Consider the following 15,957-nt stretch of genomic DNA (forward strand, 5'->3'; position numbering starts at 1 on the left):
AGACAATACTATTCTGCTACAGAATTAAAATCCAATAGACTTTACTGACAAGGGATAACGCAGTAAAGCGTCTATATTGCCTACGCTACCACAAGCCACCCATTTGCGAACATGTGCATTTAGCAGTGTAATATTTGCTGTAAAAGTCAGATCAGAGATGAGGTTAAATCTAATCAAACACATAAAAAAAACTTCAATCTATTGATATTTTTATATTTTATTTTAAATATAGCAATAAGCTTACGAAGCTACTTACATGTTATAAATTGACGCTGGCTGTTGATCCGCTCTAATCTATTAGGCTTCTCTTTTGATTGAAAAATTCGCCCGTATTTCTTTTGGCGGATGCTTCTGTGATGCCATATGACCACTCAACACCCTTGGCGCTCCTTTTTCATGGTCAGTCTCGCCCTGTGTATTGGAACGGCTGGCACTGCACTGGCAAGCCCGTTATATCCGCTGTATCAACAACTGTGGCAACTGCTGCCGAGCCAGATTACTTATATTTTTGTGGCCTATATGTTTGGCTGTTTAGCAACCTTATTGTTTTTAGGACGGATCAGTAACAGTTTCGGATTTTTACGCACCCTGCAAATTGGTTTACTGTTTGTGATTGTCGGTTTAACCCTATCCGCAATTGCGCCCACTGCATTATGGCTGGCTTTGGGACGTTTTATTATTGGTATTGCCTCCGGCCTAATCAGTACCTCTGCCATGTTAGGTCTGATCAGCACCATTCCCAAGCAGCATCAGGACAATGCACCACAATTAAGCTCTATTATTACCGTGATTGGATTTGGCTTAGGACCGTTTATTGGTGGCCTTATTGCGCAATTTTCGACACAGCCTTTAATCACGCCATATCTACCGATTATTGCTGCGGCTATTTTATGTTTTTTTGGCTTATTTTTCGTTCAGGTGCCGGTCTTTCAACGACAACCTTTTTCTATTGTGGCACGTTTAGAAATTCCCGCAGCACACTATAGATCCTTGTTTTTTATTGTCGGATTAACTGCATTTAGTGCTTTTGCGGCCTTTAGTTTATTTGCTTCACTATCACCATCTTTTGTGAAAGATCTGATCCCGTGGCATGGGCCTTTGGTCAGCGGATCAGCCATCGCCAGTATTTTACTGGTTTCTGCACTGGTGCAGTTTTCAGCTAAAAATCTAGCAGCGCATCAGAGTTTACGCTGGGGATTAATGACTTTGCTGCTCAGCTTTATGTTACTGGGTCTATGTATGACGATGCAGTGGAGCCTATTGTTCTTTATCAGCGATATTCTGTTGGGAATGGGCCATGGGCTGAGCTTACTGGGCGCTTTTGGTTTAATTCATCAAATGACCCACACTACAAATCGCGCAGCGGTAATGTCAACGTATCTGTTTATTGGGTATTTAGGCACGATTGTACCGATTGTGGCGGTTGGTTATCTGGCCGATCATTTTGGTTTAAATCTGGCTGTCTTGGCATTTTGTATAGCCGTTGGCCTGCTGTGTTTGGGTGTACTTTACTGGCACAAGAAAACAATTTGATGAAAAAAAAGCCCTCATCAGAAGGCTTTATTTTGAATTAGTGGAGCTTACTTTCCAATACAGAAAGAGCCAAAAATCTTACCCAATAAATCGTCGGCACTAAATTCACCGGTAATCTCAGCCAAAGCATTCTGCGCTAGGCGCAATGACTCTGCCACCAATTCTCCAGCCTGAAACACCACCAACTGCTCATGCGCTTCTGCAAGATACAGTTGTGTGCGCTGCATTGCGTCTAAATGGCGGGTACGTGCAATAAAGGTATCTTCTTCGGGTTGAAAGCCTGCATGCGCTGTAATCGCATCTATGAGCGTCTGAACGCCCGTTTCTTGCTTGGCAGACACAGTAACATGACGAAAACCTTGATAATCACCAATTTCAGCTTTTGCGGCGGTTAAATCACACTTATTGGCAATCAGCATTAACCGGCTGGGTTCTAAATGTTCAGCAAAATAATTTTCAGCCAATTGTAAAGGATTATCCCCTTGACTCAGGTCGTACACTAATAGCAATAAATCGGCTTGTTCAATGGCTTGAATGGCACGGCGAATGCCTTCTTTTTCCACCACATCGCCGGTTTCACGTAGCCCTGCAGTGTCGGTTAAGGTAATGGGTAAGCCATTTAAAATGATTTTTTCATGCAATACGTCACGTGTGGTTCCGGCAATATCGGTCACAATAGCGCGATCATTTCCAGCCAAAGTATTTAACAACGACGATTTACCGGCATTGGGTTTACCGGCAATCACCACCTGTAAACCTTCACGTAATAACTGACCTTGACGCGCAGATTTTTGTACCGCCGTCACCGAGCCTTGCACCTCTTGCAGTAAGGCTAAAATTTTACCATCAGCCAAAAAGTCAATTTCTTCTTCGGGGAAATCAATGGCCGCCTCGACATGTAAACGCAAATGAATCAGTTTTTCCAATACGCTATTTACGCGAGTAGAAAATGCGCCTTGCAGTGAACGTACCGCCGAGCGTGCCGCTGCTTGGGATGTGGCATCAATTAAGTCGGCAATGGCTTCTGCTTGTACCAAATCCAGTTTGCCATTTTCAAAGGCCCGCATCGAGAATTCACCGGCTTTGGCTGCCGTGGCACCCAACTCGAGTACCCGTGCCAATAAAGCATTTTGAATCACAGGGCCGCCATGACCTTGCAATTCCACCACATCTTCTCCGGTAAAAGAATGCGGATTGGCAAAGCAAATGGCTAAACCTTCATCCATCACCTCACCGAATGCATCATAAAATTGGCGAAAGCCAGCAAAACGATTTTTGGGTAACTCTTTTTGTGTTAAAGCTGCGGCGATAGCATAGGATTTTGGCCCAGATAAACGAATCACCCCCACACCGCCGCGCCCAGGTGGCGTTGCAATGGCAGCAATCGTGGTTGTGTTTTGCATAAAATTCACCTTAAAAATCCTAAATTGTAGCCAAAGAAAAATCCGCCTAAGATTACCATCTTAAGCGGATTTATTCAGCTATTCGCGTTTAGTGGGAATTAGACCACATCACGTTTGGCACGATCTTTCGCCACACTTTTGTTGATCAAGCTCTGTTGCAAGATGGTAATACTGTTATTGACAATCCAGTACAACACCAAGCCCGCAGGGAAGAACAACATAAACACAGTAAAGATAATCGGCATGACTTTGAAGACTTTGGCCTGCATCGGATCAGCCGGTTGTGGATTTAACGACTGCTGAATAAACATGGTCGCGCCCATCAACAACGGCAGAATAAACCACGGATCCATTGCAGATAAATCTTGAATCCAACCTAACCACGGTGCGTGACGAAGCTCAACAGACTCCATCAATACCCAGTACAACGCCAAGAAAATCGGCATTTGTAACAACAATGGCAAGCAACCCGACAATGGATTAACTTGTTCACGTTTGTACAGTGCCATCATTTCTTGAGAGAAACGCATGCGGTCTTCACCAAACTCTTCTTTCATGCGCTGCATTTCAGGTGCAATCACACGCATTTTCGCCATAGAGCGATAGCTCTTAGACGATAACGGCCACAAAATCAGTTTAACCAGCATGGTCAATAAAATAATCGACCAACCCCAGTTCCCAACAATGTTATGGAAGAATTGTAGACCCACAAACAATAACTTCGCAATCGGCCACAACCAACCATAATCTACAGTTTGGTTTAAACCCACAGCCAAATCTTTTAGTTCAGACTGAATTTTAGGCCCTGAATAGAACGTGGCATCAACTTCAGCTGCGGTGCCAGCAGGCACATCAATTATTGGAGAAGTAAAGCCAATAATATTCATGTTGTCGGTAGATTGACGAGATTCAAGTTTGGCCGTATATGGCTGACCACCGGCTTGACTTAATTTAAGATCACCTGGAATCCACGCACTCACGAAATAGTGTTGAACGATACCCACCCAACCACCTTTAGCCTCTACATTCAATTTTTCTTCATTGAAGTTAGCAAACTTAAGTTTGTTGTAATGTTCATCCGGTGTACCCCAAGCGCCGCCAAGGAATGTGCCGAGTGTGAAAATCCCTTGATCTGATTTACCCGGATCATCTGAATTATCACGCTTGATCTGACCAAACATTTGACCTTGCCAATTCTGGCCACTGCGGTTAATCACTTTATGATTGACCGTAATCGGATATTCACCTTGCTTAAAGGTAAAGGTTTTAATGATTTCTACGCCATCGGCCGTTTTATAGACCATCGGTACAGATAAAACTTTAACTGCTTTACCGTCTTTGCTTTTCTCGGCTTTGGCATCCGCTAAGGTATATGACGATTTTTCAATTTCATACACTGGACGGCCATTACGATTGCTGTCTGGGCCGTTTAAACCAATCAAGCCAGATTGAGCAACGTAAGTTCGTTTTGCATCGCTTTCAAGCATCACAAACGGTTGATCACTGTCTTTATTCTTATCGTGATTCAATAACTCAATACGAACAATGTCACCACCTTTAGGATTAATCCACAGATGATAAAGGTCAGTTTGTACTGAAATAAGCTGTTGACTGACAGGTGCCGTAGCATCTGTGGTTGTTTGCTGAGTCGCGGTATTTGCTTGCGGCACGTCAGAGGCTGTTGTAGCTGTTTGACCATTCGGCAAATCTGCAGACACATCATGTGACACGACAGCAGCTTGTTGCTGCGGTTTTGTCTCGACATGCCCATAATCTTTTTGCCAAGCCAAAATAAGCAAATATGCGACGACAAACATGGCCCCTAGAATTGCAAACCTAGCCCATTGTTGCATATCTATTATCCCAAGTAGTTAGAGTGATTTCGGTTCAGTAAACGATCACGAAAGGGTACAGCAACGTGAAACGTTTGAGAATCTATTTGCTGAAATGAAATAAAACGAATTGCTTTTGCAGGAACAGGGTCATAACCTGAACCCCCCCAAGGATGGCAACGACAAATACGCCGAGTAGCTAACCACGCACCACGCACAGCACCATGGCAATGGACTGCTTCTAAAGAATATTGAGAACATGTTGGAATATAACGACAGCGGGGTCCCAATAGAGGACTAATCGCAATCTGATAAAATCGAATCAACCAATGCAGTAAACGTACCATTGGCCATCTCTACTTTTGTGGGGAGGGAGCTATCTTGTTATGCTTTTTGGCAAGGCGCTGCATTTTCTGCCACGCAAATTGTAATTGCTGCTGCAACTCTGCATTAGGAATGGCTTCAATACCTACTTTAGGCATGACCACAATATCTAATCGGTCTAATTGCTGCTGATGCAGACGAAAACTTTCACGAGCCAGACGTTTTACTCTATTTCTTTCATGTGCACGGCGCACTTTTTTCTTTGCAACGACAATGCCCAAACGACTGTTAGGTAGTTCGGAAAATTTTGCAAGAAATAAGAAATGGGGTTGATGCACTTTAAAAAGCGCACCATCAAACACACATTTATAATCGGCAGCACAGCGTATACGTACGTCTGTGCTGAAGCCATAAAGTGTCATAACACCCAAAATCGTAATAACTTAACTAATTAAACAGTTAAGCTATGACGACCTTTTGCACGACGGCGAGCTAGTACGTGACGACCAGCTTTAGTTGCCATACGCGCACGGAAACCATGAACACGTTTACGTTTTAATTCTGATGGTTGAAATGTACGTTTCATATCGAAACTCCAAAAATGATCTTTCTATGAAGGTCCGCGATTTTAGAGTTCATTCTGTGAGCTGTCAATCAAAAACGGACTTTCTTTTAAAATAAGAATTTTTAAATCTTAAAAAATAAAGTGTTTTTGATCAAAAAAAAGCAATGTAGGCTGTATTCACAGTGTAAACTAATGATTTTATTCAGTATATAAGTTATTAACAACAATATTCACAAGATTATCCACAGCTTCAGTCTTATTAATTTCAATCTGGGTGCTTTTGAATTTAAATTTAAAAATAATCTCACTTATCCCCAAATATCTTGGCTCTTATTATTAAATTCAAATTTATAAATTTAAATTTATTACTATTAGGGAGCCGTTTTTCTGTGGAGAAGGTATTTTTATTTTTATTAAACAGTATATTATGTTGTGGATATCTATGTTGGTATAACTTTATTAGAATGTGGATAACTTTGTGCTATATTTTATCCACAGCTTCTGGATAAACTTATCCACATGCCCATTTAAATTTAAATTTAAGCGAAAAATTGCTTTTTTCCTGCATATTTCCTGAATTTTGCCATGACAGATGTGGATAACTTCGATAGAATGGCGACCCGTTTGCTCGGGCTGAATTTTTTATGATCAACAATGGAATGAATAGGGGTTTTACATGCTTTGGACAGACTGTTTAACTCGTTTACGGCAAGAGCTTTCAGGAAATGTCTTTACCATGTGGATTCGTCCTTTGGTGGCTGAAGAAGTCAATAACACCTTACGCTTGTATGCACCTAATCCATATTGGACACGCTATATTCAAGAGCATCATTTGGAGCTAATTACCATTTTAGCTGAACAGATGTCCGAGGGTCGAGTGCGTAAAGTGGAAATTTTGGTTGACTCGCGTCCAGGTGAAATTTTATCTGCTCACGAACAACCGGCCACAACCACAGCGGCTTTACAATCTGCGCCGCCAAGTCTTAAACCTCGAAAAGAAAAAGACGAAACACCGGCTAAAAATCATCGTCGACGTTTACTCAATCCCTTGTTTACCTTTTCGTTATTTGTTGAAGGTCGCTCTAACCAAATGGCGGCTGAAACCTGTCGTAAAGTTTTAACCCAATTGGGCGCTTCGCAGCACAATCCCTTATTTTTATACGGCCCAACGGGCTTAGGTAAAACCCATTTGATGCAGGCGGTCGGTAATGCTTTACTTCAGGCCAAGCCCAATGCGCGAGTGATGTATATGACTGCCGAGAGCTTTGTACAAGATTTTGTCAGCTCTTTGCAGCAAGGTAAAGTGGAAGAGTTTAAGAAGAATTGTCGTTCGTTAGATTTATTGTTGGTGGATGATATTCATTTGTTGGCCGGTAAAGAAGCCAGTTTGGTTGAGTTTTTTTATACGTTTAACGCGTTACTGGATGAGTCTAAACAAATTATTTTAACTTCCGATCGTTATCCAAAAGAACTCACTGAACTGGATGCGCGCTTAGTTTCGCGCTTTTCTTGGGGTTTATCGGTAGGGGTCGAACCGCCGGATATTGAAACGCGGATTGAAATTTTATTGAAAAAAGCGGAAAACATTGGGGTCGATTTACCGCGGAATTGTGCTTTATTCGTTGCACAGCAAGTGGTGGCTAACGTGCGTGAGCTAGAAGGGGCGCTGAATAAAGTGGTGGCTATTTCTCGCTTTAAAGGCACAGATATTGACTTGGATGTGGTACGTGAATCCCTAAAGGATGTATTGGCAATTCGTGCTCGAACCATCAGCACAGAAAACATTCAACGCGTGGTCAGTGAGTATTTTCGAATTCCTTTAAAAGAAATTGTGGGTCCCAAACGCACTCGTATTTATGCACGTCCACGGCAGTTGGCCATGGGGCTTGCCCGTGAGCTGACCGGTGATAGTTTCCCCGAGATTGGGATGGCATTTGGCGGGCGTGACCACAGTACGGTAATGCATGCGTGTGAGAAGGTTTTAAGCTTACGTGAGCAAGATCCGATCTTTAACGAAGACTATCGAAACCTGCAACGTTTGTTGCAAAGTTAGCCTATTTTGCTCAAATTCTAGTCTTGCAATGCGCTATATTCTGCCGCATAGTTGCATGCTTAAAATTAATTATTTATCTGAATTTTCAGTTGTTAGAGGAATGTCCCGTGCGTTTAAAAATCGCGAAAGAAAGCTTACTTAATGTTCTCTCACATGTTGTAGGAGCGGTTGAACGTCGCCACACTCTAAACATTCTCTCCAACGTAAAAATTCAGGTGACGCAAGATGCGTTAACCATTACCGGTTCAGACTTAGAAGTTGAATTGGTCGCCAGTACCACTTTGGCTGAAGGTGCTTGTCTACAAGTGGGAGATACCACGGTTCCAGCGCGTAAATTGATGGATATCTGTAAATCACTTCCGGCTGCGGCATTGATTGACTTACAGATCACCGAAGATCGCTGTATTTTAAAATCAGGTAACAGTCGTTTTGTCTTGGGGACCTTACCCGCAGAAGATTATCCGTTACTCAGTACAGAAAATACGCAAGGAACTCAAGTCAGCGTGACGCAGCGTGAATTAAAGCGTTTATTTGAAAAAACGGCTTTTGCGATGGCGGTACAAGATGTACGTTTTTATCTGACCGGTACCTTACTTGAAATTGATGAAAATCAACTGCGTGCAGTGACCACCGATGGCCATCGACTGGCTTTGTGTGAAACCGCTGCCAGCTCCACTGCAACTCAAGCCATTCAAGCGATTGTGCCGCGTAAAGCAGTTGCTGAATTACAGCGCCTATTGAGTATTGAAGATGAGCCATTATCGTTGTTGATTGGTCGTGAATTGCTCAATGTGACAATTTTGACCCCAAACCGCGATAAAGAGCAGGGTCATATTACCGTTCGTTTTACCACCAAACTCATTGATGGTAAGTTCCCTGATTATCGCCGCGTTATTCCACGTGGGGGCGATAAAAATGTCTCGATTGCGCATGATGTCTTTAAGCAATCTTTGCAGCGTGTGGCTATTTTAAGCAATGAAAAATTACGTGGCGTGTTCTTAAATTTTGGTGCAGATTGCTTACAATTACGCGCCAACAACCCAGAGCAAGATGAAGCCATTGAAGATCTCGCGATTCAATATGCTGATGCACCGATGGAAATGTCCTTCAATGCACAGTATTTATTAGACGTCTTGGGCGCTTTAGATGGTGATGAAGTGTGTATGACCATGACAGAAGCCAATCAGTCGGTTTTAGTACATGACCCCGCACAACAAGATCAAACCTATGTCGTTATGCCGATGCGTGTTTAACTGACGATCTTTACATGCACATTACGCGTTTAAATATAGAGCGTGTACGAAACTTAAAAACGGTTGCACTGCAAGAGTTGCAGCCGTTTAATGTTTTTTACGGGCTCAATGGTTCCGGTAAAACCTCTATTTTAGAAGCCATTCATTTACTGGCCACAGGTCGATCCTTTCGCACCCACATTCCCAAACACTACATTCAAAATGAAACCGCCAATGCCATCGTTTTTGCACAATCTGCCACTGAAAAAATTGGTATGCAAAAATTGTTGTCTGGTGAGCAGCTGATTAAAGTCAATGGCGATCATATCGCCACGCAAGGCCAATTGGCGAAAATTCTACCGCTACAGCACATTGATCCGCAAAGTACCGATATTATTGATGATGGCGCGAAACCGCGGCGTCAACTGATTGATTGGCTGATGTTCCACGTGGAGCCGGAGTTTTATCAAGCATGGCAATACTATTCACGGGCTTTAAAACAGCGCAACAGTTTATTAAAATCTAGACGAAATCTGACGCTGCAGGATTTAGAACCGTGGAACAAAATGCTGAGCGAATATGGTGAAATTTTACATATCCAGCGCAGTGTCGTGGTTGAACAATGGAAAGTTTATTTTGAACAGGATTTACAGCAATTACTGCCCAATTTAGAGATAACGCTTGAATACAGTGCCGGTTTTCACAGTGAACAAGGTCTGCTGCATGACTTAACGGTGCATCATCAAAAAGACCTTGATCGACGTTATACCGAATACGGACCACATCGCGCAGATTTACGTTTAAAAACAACGCTTGGCGATGCAGATGTGGTGTTATCACGCGGTCAAAAAAAGCTCTTGATGATGGCGCTGAAATTGTCTCAGATTGCAATGCTACATGCCGGTAATAAGGAAACTGTGGTATTATTAGATGATCTAACAGCAGAATTAGATTTAACCGCACAGCGACGATTAATTGAACGATTGAGCCAGCTTGGTAGTCAAGTTTTTATTACCACTTTAGAGCATGAATCAGTAAAAAGACATTTACATGATTTATCTATTCCTTATCAATTATTCAGGGTTGAAAACGGTCAAGTTCAAGTTGTTGTGCAATAGTTTTTAGATTTTATCCATCTTTGGATAGACCTATAGTTCACTAGGGAGACACCATGAGTTCAGAAGATCAAGCTGCTTCTCAAATAGAACCAATCAATGAACAAGCTTATGATTCCTCTAGTATCAAAGTATTACGTGGATTAGACGCAGTTCGTAAACGTCCGGGCATGTATATTGGTGATACTGACGATGGTTCAGGCTTGCATCATATGGTGTTTGAGGTGGTCGATAATGCGATCGATGAAGCCTTAGCTGGGCATTGTGACGAAATTCTTGTCATCATCCATGAAGATGAATCCGTTAGCGTATCCGACAATGGCCGTGGTATTCCAACCGACATTCACCCCGAAGAAGGCGTGTCTGCGGCTGAAGTGATTTTAACCATTTTGCATGCCGGCGGTAAATTCGACGACAACAGCTATAAAGTATCTGGCGGTCTGCACGGTGTAGGCGTATCGGTGGTGAATGCGTTATCCAGTAAACTTTTACTGAATATTCGTCGCGCCGGAAAAGTATTTGAACAAGAATATCAGCATGGCGATCCGGTTTATAAACTCCGTGAAATTGGTGTCACCGAAGAATCGGGCACCACGGTTCGTTTTTATCCAAGTGAATTAACCTTTACCCAAACCATTTTTAGCGTCGACATTTTAGCGCGTCGTTTACGTGAGCTTTCATTCTTAAATGCCGGCGTGCGGATTGTGCTGCGTGATGAACGCGTCAATGCTGAACATGTATTTGATTATGCGGGTGGTTTATCTGAATTTGTCAGATATATTAACCAAGGTAAAACCCATCTGAATGATATTTTTCATTTTACCAGTCAAGTGGCCGACACTGGGATTACCGTGGAAGTGGCGCTGCAGTGGAATGATACCTATCAAGAAAACGTGCGCTGCTTTACCAACAATATTCCACAAAAAGATGGTGGTTCGCACTTGGCCGGTTTCCGTGCCGCATTAACCCGCGGTCTAAATCAATATTTAGACAGTGAAAATATTCTGAAAAAAGAAAAAGTCGCGGTGACGGGTGATGATGCGCGTGAAGGTTTAACCGCGATTGTATCGGTTAAAGTGCCTGATCCAAAATTCTCTTCACAAACCAAAGAAAAATTAGTCTCCAGTGAAGTCAAACCTGCGGTTGAGCAGGCGATGAATAAAGAATTTTCGGCTTATTTGCTGGAAAATCCACAAGCGGCCAAATCTATTGCTGGCAAAATTATTGATGCAGCTCGCGCACGGGATGCCGCACGTAAAGCACGTGAAATGACTCGTCGTAAAAGCGCGCTCGATATTGCCGGTTTACCGGGTAAATTAGCCGATTGCCAAGAAAAAGACCCAGCATTGTCTGAATTGTATTTGGTCGAGGGTGACTCGGCAGGCGGTTCAGCCAAACAAGGGCGTAACCGTAAGATGCAAGCCATTTTACCGCTAAAAGGTAAAATTCTGAACGTGGAACGTGCGCGCTTTGATCGCATGATTTCATCACAAGAAGTTGGTACGCTGATTACTGCCTTGGGCTGTGGGATTGGCCGCGAAGAATATAATCCAGACAAATTGCGTTATCATAAAATCATCATCATGACCGATGCTGACGTCGACGGTTCGCACATTCGTACGCTACTGCTGACCTTCTTCTTCCGTCAAATGCCTGAGTTGGTAGAACGTGGTTATATTTATATTGCTCAGCCACCTTTGTATAAATTGAAAAAAGGTAAGCAAGAACAATATCTTAAAGATGATGAAGCATTAGAAACCTTCTTGATTTCCAATGCGATTGATGATTTATCACTGCATATTAGTGCTGAATCTCCAGCGATTACCGGTCAAGCATTGGCCAAAGTGATTGCCGATTATCAAGTTTCACAAAAAAGTTTGAATCGTTTAACTGTACGTTATCCGGCCAGTTTGCTGGATGGTTTATTGGGTCTAGAGGCATTTAAGCTCGATCAAAATCACGATGAAGCTTATGTCACGCAATGGTCTGAACAGTTACGCGCTGCGATTGAGAAATATCAGCCAAGCTTACGTCCTGAAATTGTTTTAGAACAGTTTGACAAAGAGCAGGCCGATGGCGAAAAAGTGGCACATTATTGGCCACGTGTGACCGTATATGTGCATAACTTGCCGCATCATTATTTACTGGATACGACCTTATTGGCCTCGGGTGAATATAAGCGCTTACTGCAAAACTCTAAAAGCTGGTTTAGCCTGCTTGAAGAGGGTGCGTATTTGCAAAAAGGCGAGCGTAAAATCAATGTCGCCACCTTCCATGAAGTATGGAAACATATTTTGTCCGATTCACGTCGTGGCATGATGATCCAGCGTTATAAAGGTTTGGGCGAGATGAATGCCGAGCAGCTGTGGGAAACCACCATGGATCCTGAAAGCCGTCGCATGTTGCAAGTGACGATTAACGATGCCATTGAAGCAGATCGTATGTTCTCCTGTTTAATGGGCGATGATGTAGAACCGCGTCGTGCCTTCATTGAAGAAAATGCACTGAATGCAGATATTGATGCATAAGCGTCATTTTGCTTAAAGCGTTAAAAGCATCCTTCGGGATGCTTTTTTTATGGGATTTTTATTCTCGCATTTTTTTAATTAAATCCAATTTTTTTATAAAAATGACGTATTGCTCTGTCATGATGGACAATGAGCAGCCTAATTATAACAACCGATACCAAGGTGAATCTTATGGACAATCAACTGGAACATATCCGAGATATTTGGATTAATGCATTTTTCACCGGTAATGTGAAGCTGCTGGCGCAGTATGAGCATGCAGATTTTAAGGTGGTATATGAGCAACAAGACCGTGTAGAAAGTAGTTTGACACGTTATGACCGGATTGCACATGCGGTTAAAAATGGCGTCTGGAAACCGCAAAAGCCCGAGGTGACTTTTGAAGAATTTGAATTTGATTATGACTTAACTAGCTGTCAAATTTTAATGGGTCTTATGGAGGGAAAAAAAATTCAAGAACGCTGGGTTCGAGATGAGGTGTGGAACATTATAGAATTAAGATTTCTAAAATAATAAGCATCGGTTGTATCCGCATGCTTGATGTGTTCTCCATCAAGCAATGCATAAAAGTTCAATGTGGATAAGGGACTCAAAGACTGTGGAAAACTTATCCATAGTTTAAGTTATTGTTTTATCTATTCTTTAAATTATTTTTTAAAATGCTTGCGGATAAGTACTACATATTAATGAGCACGTGAAGCATCAATAAACAAGTTGTAAATCAATCAGTCAGTTTAAAAACTGATTTTTATCACCTCTGCAGGCCGATGCAAACAGCCTATTGCATGGATGCAGCGCGCTGAAAATAACATCTAAAAGCATGAAAAAATCGCAGTACAGCTTTTAAACTGGACTGCGATCCTCAGATCAATCAAGCGTGACTTTGGCTATGCTTGAGTATGCTCAATAGATTTATTCGAAAGCACTTTCCAGTTCTTCCAATTCCATCATCAGCTCTAACATACTTTCTTCTGCTTTGGCCAATTGCGCTTTTAGTTCAGTTTGTTCATTCATTAACTGTATGAGTTGGTCTTTATGGCTGGCGTCATATAATTTACTGTCGCCCAATAACACTTCAATCTCAGCTAAGCGAGGTTGTAACTTGGCCACTTGCGCTTCATTTTTTTCCAAATCTTTACGCATTGGACGGCTTAATTCACGGCGACGTGCCGCTTCCTTACGCTGTGCCTCTTTGTCTAATTTGGAAATGCTACTTTTGACTTCTACTTGCGATTTGACCGGAGCTGACGGTTGTTGGCCATTTTTGATCATCTCGATTCGCGCTTGACGCAGCCAATCGGCATATGCGGTTAAGTCACCATCAAATTCACGGCTTTGACCGCCATGCACCAAGATCAGTTCATCACAGACACTAGCAATCAATTGACGTTCATGCGAGACCAAAACCACGGCGCCTTCAAAATCTTGTAAGGCCATAGTGAGCGCATGACGCATATCTAAATCTAAATGGTTGGTCGGCTCATCCAGAATCAACACGTTCGGACGCTGCCAGACAATTAAGGCCAAAGCCAGACGCGCACGTTCGCCACCAGAGAAGCTTTCACTTGGCGTGTCCATACGTTCGCCACTAAAGCCGAAACTGCCGAGGAAAGAGCGTAGGCTGGCTTCACTGATCTTTTTATCGGCAATACGTGCCAATTGCAGCATTGGGCTGGCATTGCCATCCAAGGCATCCATTTGATGCTGCGCAAAATAACCAATATTCAGCAGTTCAGAATCATTGCGTGTGCCTTGTAAGAGTTGTAAATCACCCACCAAGGATTTAATCAGCGTCGATTTACCTGCACCATTCATACCCAATAAGCCAATGCGACTGGTTGGGGTAATTTGCAGACTCACATTGGTCACAATCAGTTTTTCGCCATAGCCAATATCAGCATGTTCAAGTTCCAGTAACGGTGAACTCATTTTGGTCGGTTCACGGAAACTAAAGGTAAACGGCGTATCGACATGCGCAGCAGACAATTCCTGCATCCGTTCTAACTGTTTAATCCGGCTTTGGGCTTGTTTGGCTTTGGTGGCTTGTGCTTTAAAACGGTCAATATATTTTTGCAAATGCGCACGAGTTTCAAGTTGCTTCTCATAGGCTTGTTGTTGTTGTGACAAGCGTTCACTACGAGTACGTTCGAAGGTTGAATAGTTACCGGTATATAGAATCAGTTCTTGATTTTCGATATGTAAAATATGGTCGGTAATGGCATCTAAGAAATCACGGTCATGTGAAATCAGCACCAAAGTACCTTCATAGGCTTTCAGCCAATCTTCTAACCATAAAATCGCATCTAAGTCCAAATGGTTGGTCGGCTCATCGAGTAACAAGAGGTCTGAGCGACTCATCAGGGTACGCGCTAGATTTAACCGCATACGCCAACCGCCGGAAAAACTCGATACATCCAGCTGCGATTGATGCTCAAAGAAGCCCAGACCGGCCATTAATTGTGAGGCTTTAGACGGTGCAGAATAGCCATTAATTTCATCAAAACGACCGTATAAATTGGCCAGTTCTTCATCGTTTAAGCTGTCTGGCTGATCCAATTTATTTTGAATATTCCAATATTCTTCATCACCCGATAACACGAAGTCGATGGCCTTCATGTCTAAGGCTTTAATTTCTTGCGCCATGTGCGCCACTGTCCACACGGCCGGACGTGTTAAAGAGCCGCTGTCGGACTCCATACCGCCCAATAGCGCTGCGAATAAGGTCGATTTACCCGCGCCATTGACACCGGTTAAGCCAATTTTCCATCCTGGATGTAACTGCATAGACGATTTTTGGAATAAAACACGTCCACCGCGACGTATAGAAAGTTGATCTAACTGAATCATTGAAATATCTAAATGAGAAGAATAGTGCGCGTATTCTAAAGGAAGCAGCGCGGAAAAGAAAAAAACTACGGCATTATTGTCAAGATAAAGCCAAAACTTAGTTTAAATATCCTCGATTTAACGGTTTTGATTAAATATTCAGCATCCCATAAAATCGAAAAATTATTAATTTTTAATTTAGAATCAATAGATTATATTTATATTCTTAAAGCTGAAAATGACAACAATTGATAGATCAAAATAAATTTAACATCTTATTGATCAATCGATTCTGCTGTTTTTTAATCTGATTGTCGATAACTATAAAATACCTTTTAAATACAGAAGATTAAGCTGTGGATAGATTAAATCAGCATGGCAGTAGGAGTAATAAGCTTATTTAAAAACAATCCAGCGATGCAGCGCAGCTCTATAGCCAGTTATGAAAATAAGTAACACACGATAGACTTGATAAAATTTACATTAGAGAAAATCCTCACGACCTTAAATAAATATTGAGGTTTAAATATTTTCGAATCGGTGATT

The 15,957-nt window shown here is 42.3% G+C and carries 12 protein-coding genes; 6 read left to right on the top strand and 6 right to left on the bottom strand.

Annotated features, from left to right (window positions below; all coding sequences use genetic code 11):
• Window positions 1-363: 363 nt before the first annotated feature.
• Complete coding sequence (locus SE27_RS01975; protein WP_455549955.1) at window positions 364-1,533, top strand: MFS transporter; 1,170 nt, start codon at window positions 364-366, stop codon at window positions 1,531-1,533.
• Window positions 1,534-1,580: 47 nt separating this feature from the next.
• On the opposite strand, the gene mnmE is transcribed toward SE27_RS01975, so the two are convergent.
• The 5 genes from mnmE to rpmH form a co-directional block, all read right to left on the bottom strand.
• Window positions 1,581-2,936, bottom strand: coding sequence for a tRNA uridine-5-carboxymethylaminomethyl(34) synthesis GTPase MnmE (gene mnmE / locus SE27_RS01980; RefSeq protein ID WP_039620395.1), 1,356 nt, complete (start codon window positions 2,934-2,936; stop codon window positions 1,581-1,583).
• 98 nt (window positions 2,937-3,034) lie between these two features.
• Window positions 3,035-4,789: a membrane protein insertase YidC gene (gene yidC / locus SE27_RS01985; RefSeq protein ID WP_039620397.1), complete on the bottom strand. Its 1,755-nt coding sequence runs from the start codon at window positions 4,787-4,789 to the stop codon at window positions 3,035-3,037.
• 5 nt (window positions 4,790-4,794) lie between these two features.
• Window positions 4,795-5,115: a membrane protein insertion efficiency factor YidD gene (gene yidD / locus SE27_RS13580; RefSeq protein ID WP_081406863.1), complete on the bottom strand. Its 321-nt coding sequence runs from the start codon at window positions 5,113-5,115 to the stop codon at window positions 4,795-4,797.
• 9 nt (window positions 5,116-5,124) lie between these two features.
• Window positions 5,125-5,514: a ribonuclease P protein component gene (gene rnpA / locus SE27_RS01990; RefSeq protein ID WP_039620399.1), complete on the bottom strand. Its 390-nt coding sequence runs from the start codon at window positions 5,512-5,514 to the stop codon at window positions 5,125-5,127.
• A 29-nt stretch (window positions 5,515-5,543) separates the two neighbouring features.
• On the bottom strand, window positions 5,544-5,678 hold the full coding sequence (rpmH, locus tag SE27_RS01995) for a 50S ribosomal protein L34 (protein ID WP_039620401.1): 135 nt from the start codon (window positions 5,676-5,678) through the stop codon (window positions 5,544-5,546).
• Between the two features lie 655 nt (window positions 5,679-6,333).
• Between rpmH and dnaA the strand changes: the two genes are divergently transcribed.
• From dnaA to SE27_RS02020, 5 genes are all read left to right on the top strand, one after another.
• Window positions 6,334-7,710 carry a chromosomal replication initiator protein DnaA gene (gene dnaA / locus SE27_RS02000; protein ID WP_039620403.1) on the top strand — a complete coding sequence of 459 codons (1,377 nt, stop codon included), beginning with the start codon at window positions 6,334-6,336 and terminating at the stop codon, window positions 7,708-7,710.
• A 107-nt stretch (window positions 7,711-7,817) separates the two neighbouring features.
• On the top strand, window positions 7,818-8,963 hold the full coding sequence (gene dnaN / locus SE27_RS02005) for a DNA polymerase III subunit beta (RefSeq protein WP_039620405.1): 1,146 nt from the start codon (window positions 7,818-7,820) through the stop codon (window positions 8,961-8,963).
• A gap of 14 nt (window positions 8,964-8,977) precedes the next feature.
• On the top strand, window positions 8,978-10,060 hold the full coding sequence (recF, locus tag SE27_RS02010) for a DNA replication/repair protein RecF (RefSeq protein WP_039620407.1): 1,083 nt from the start codon (window positions 8,978-8,980) through the stop codon (window positions 10,058-10,060).
• Window positions 10,061-10,113: 53 nt separating this feature from the next.
• The gene (gene gyrB, locus SE27_RS02015; RefSeq protein WP_039620409.1) at window positions 10,114-12,585 is read left to right on the top strand and encodes a DNA topoisomerase (ATP-hydrolyzing) subunit B; all 2,472 of its coding nucleotides are present in this window, start codon (window positions 10,114-10,116) and stop codon (window positions 12,583-12,585) included.
• A 171-nt stretch (window positions 12,586-12,756) separates the two neighbouring features.
• Window positions 12,757-13,098, top strand: coding sequence for a hypothetical protein (locus tag SE27_RS02020; RefSeq protein WP_039620411.1), 342 nt, complete (start codon window positions 12,757-12,759; stop codon window positions 13,096-13,098).
• A 399-nt stretch (window positions 13,099-13,497) separates the two neighbouring features.
• On the opposite strand, the gene SE27_RS02025 is transcribed toward SE27_RS02020, so the two are convergent.
• Window positions 13,498-15,432, bottom strand: a complete 1,935-nt coding sequence (locus SE27_RS02025) for an ATP-binding cassette domain-containing protein (protein ID WP_039620413.1) — start codon at window positions 15,430-15,432, stop codon at window positions 13,498-13,500.
• Window positions 15,433-15,957 lie beyond the last annotated feature (525 nt).

The sequence above is a fragment of the Acinetobacter harbinensis genome (genome assembly GCF_000816495.1).
Taxonomy (GTDB): Bacteria; Pseudomonadota; Gammaproteobacteria; order Pseudomonadales; family Moraxellaceae; genus Acinetobacter; species Acinetobacter harbinensis.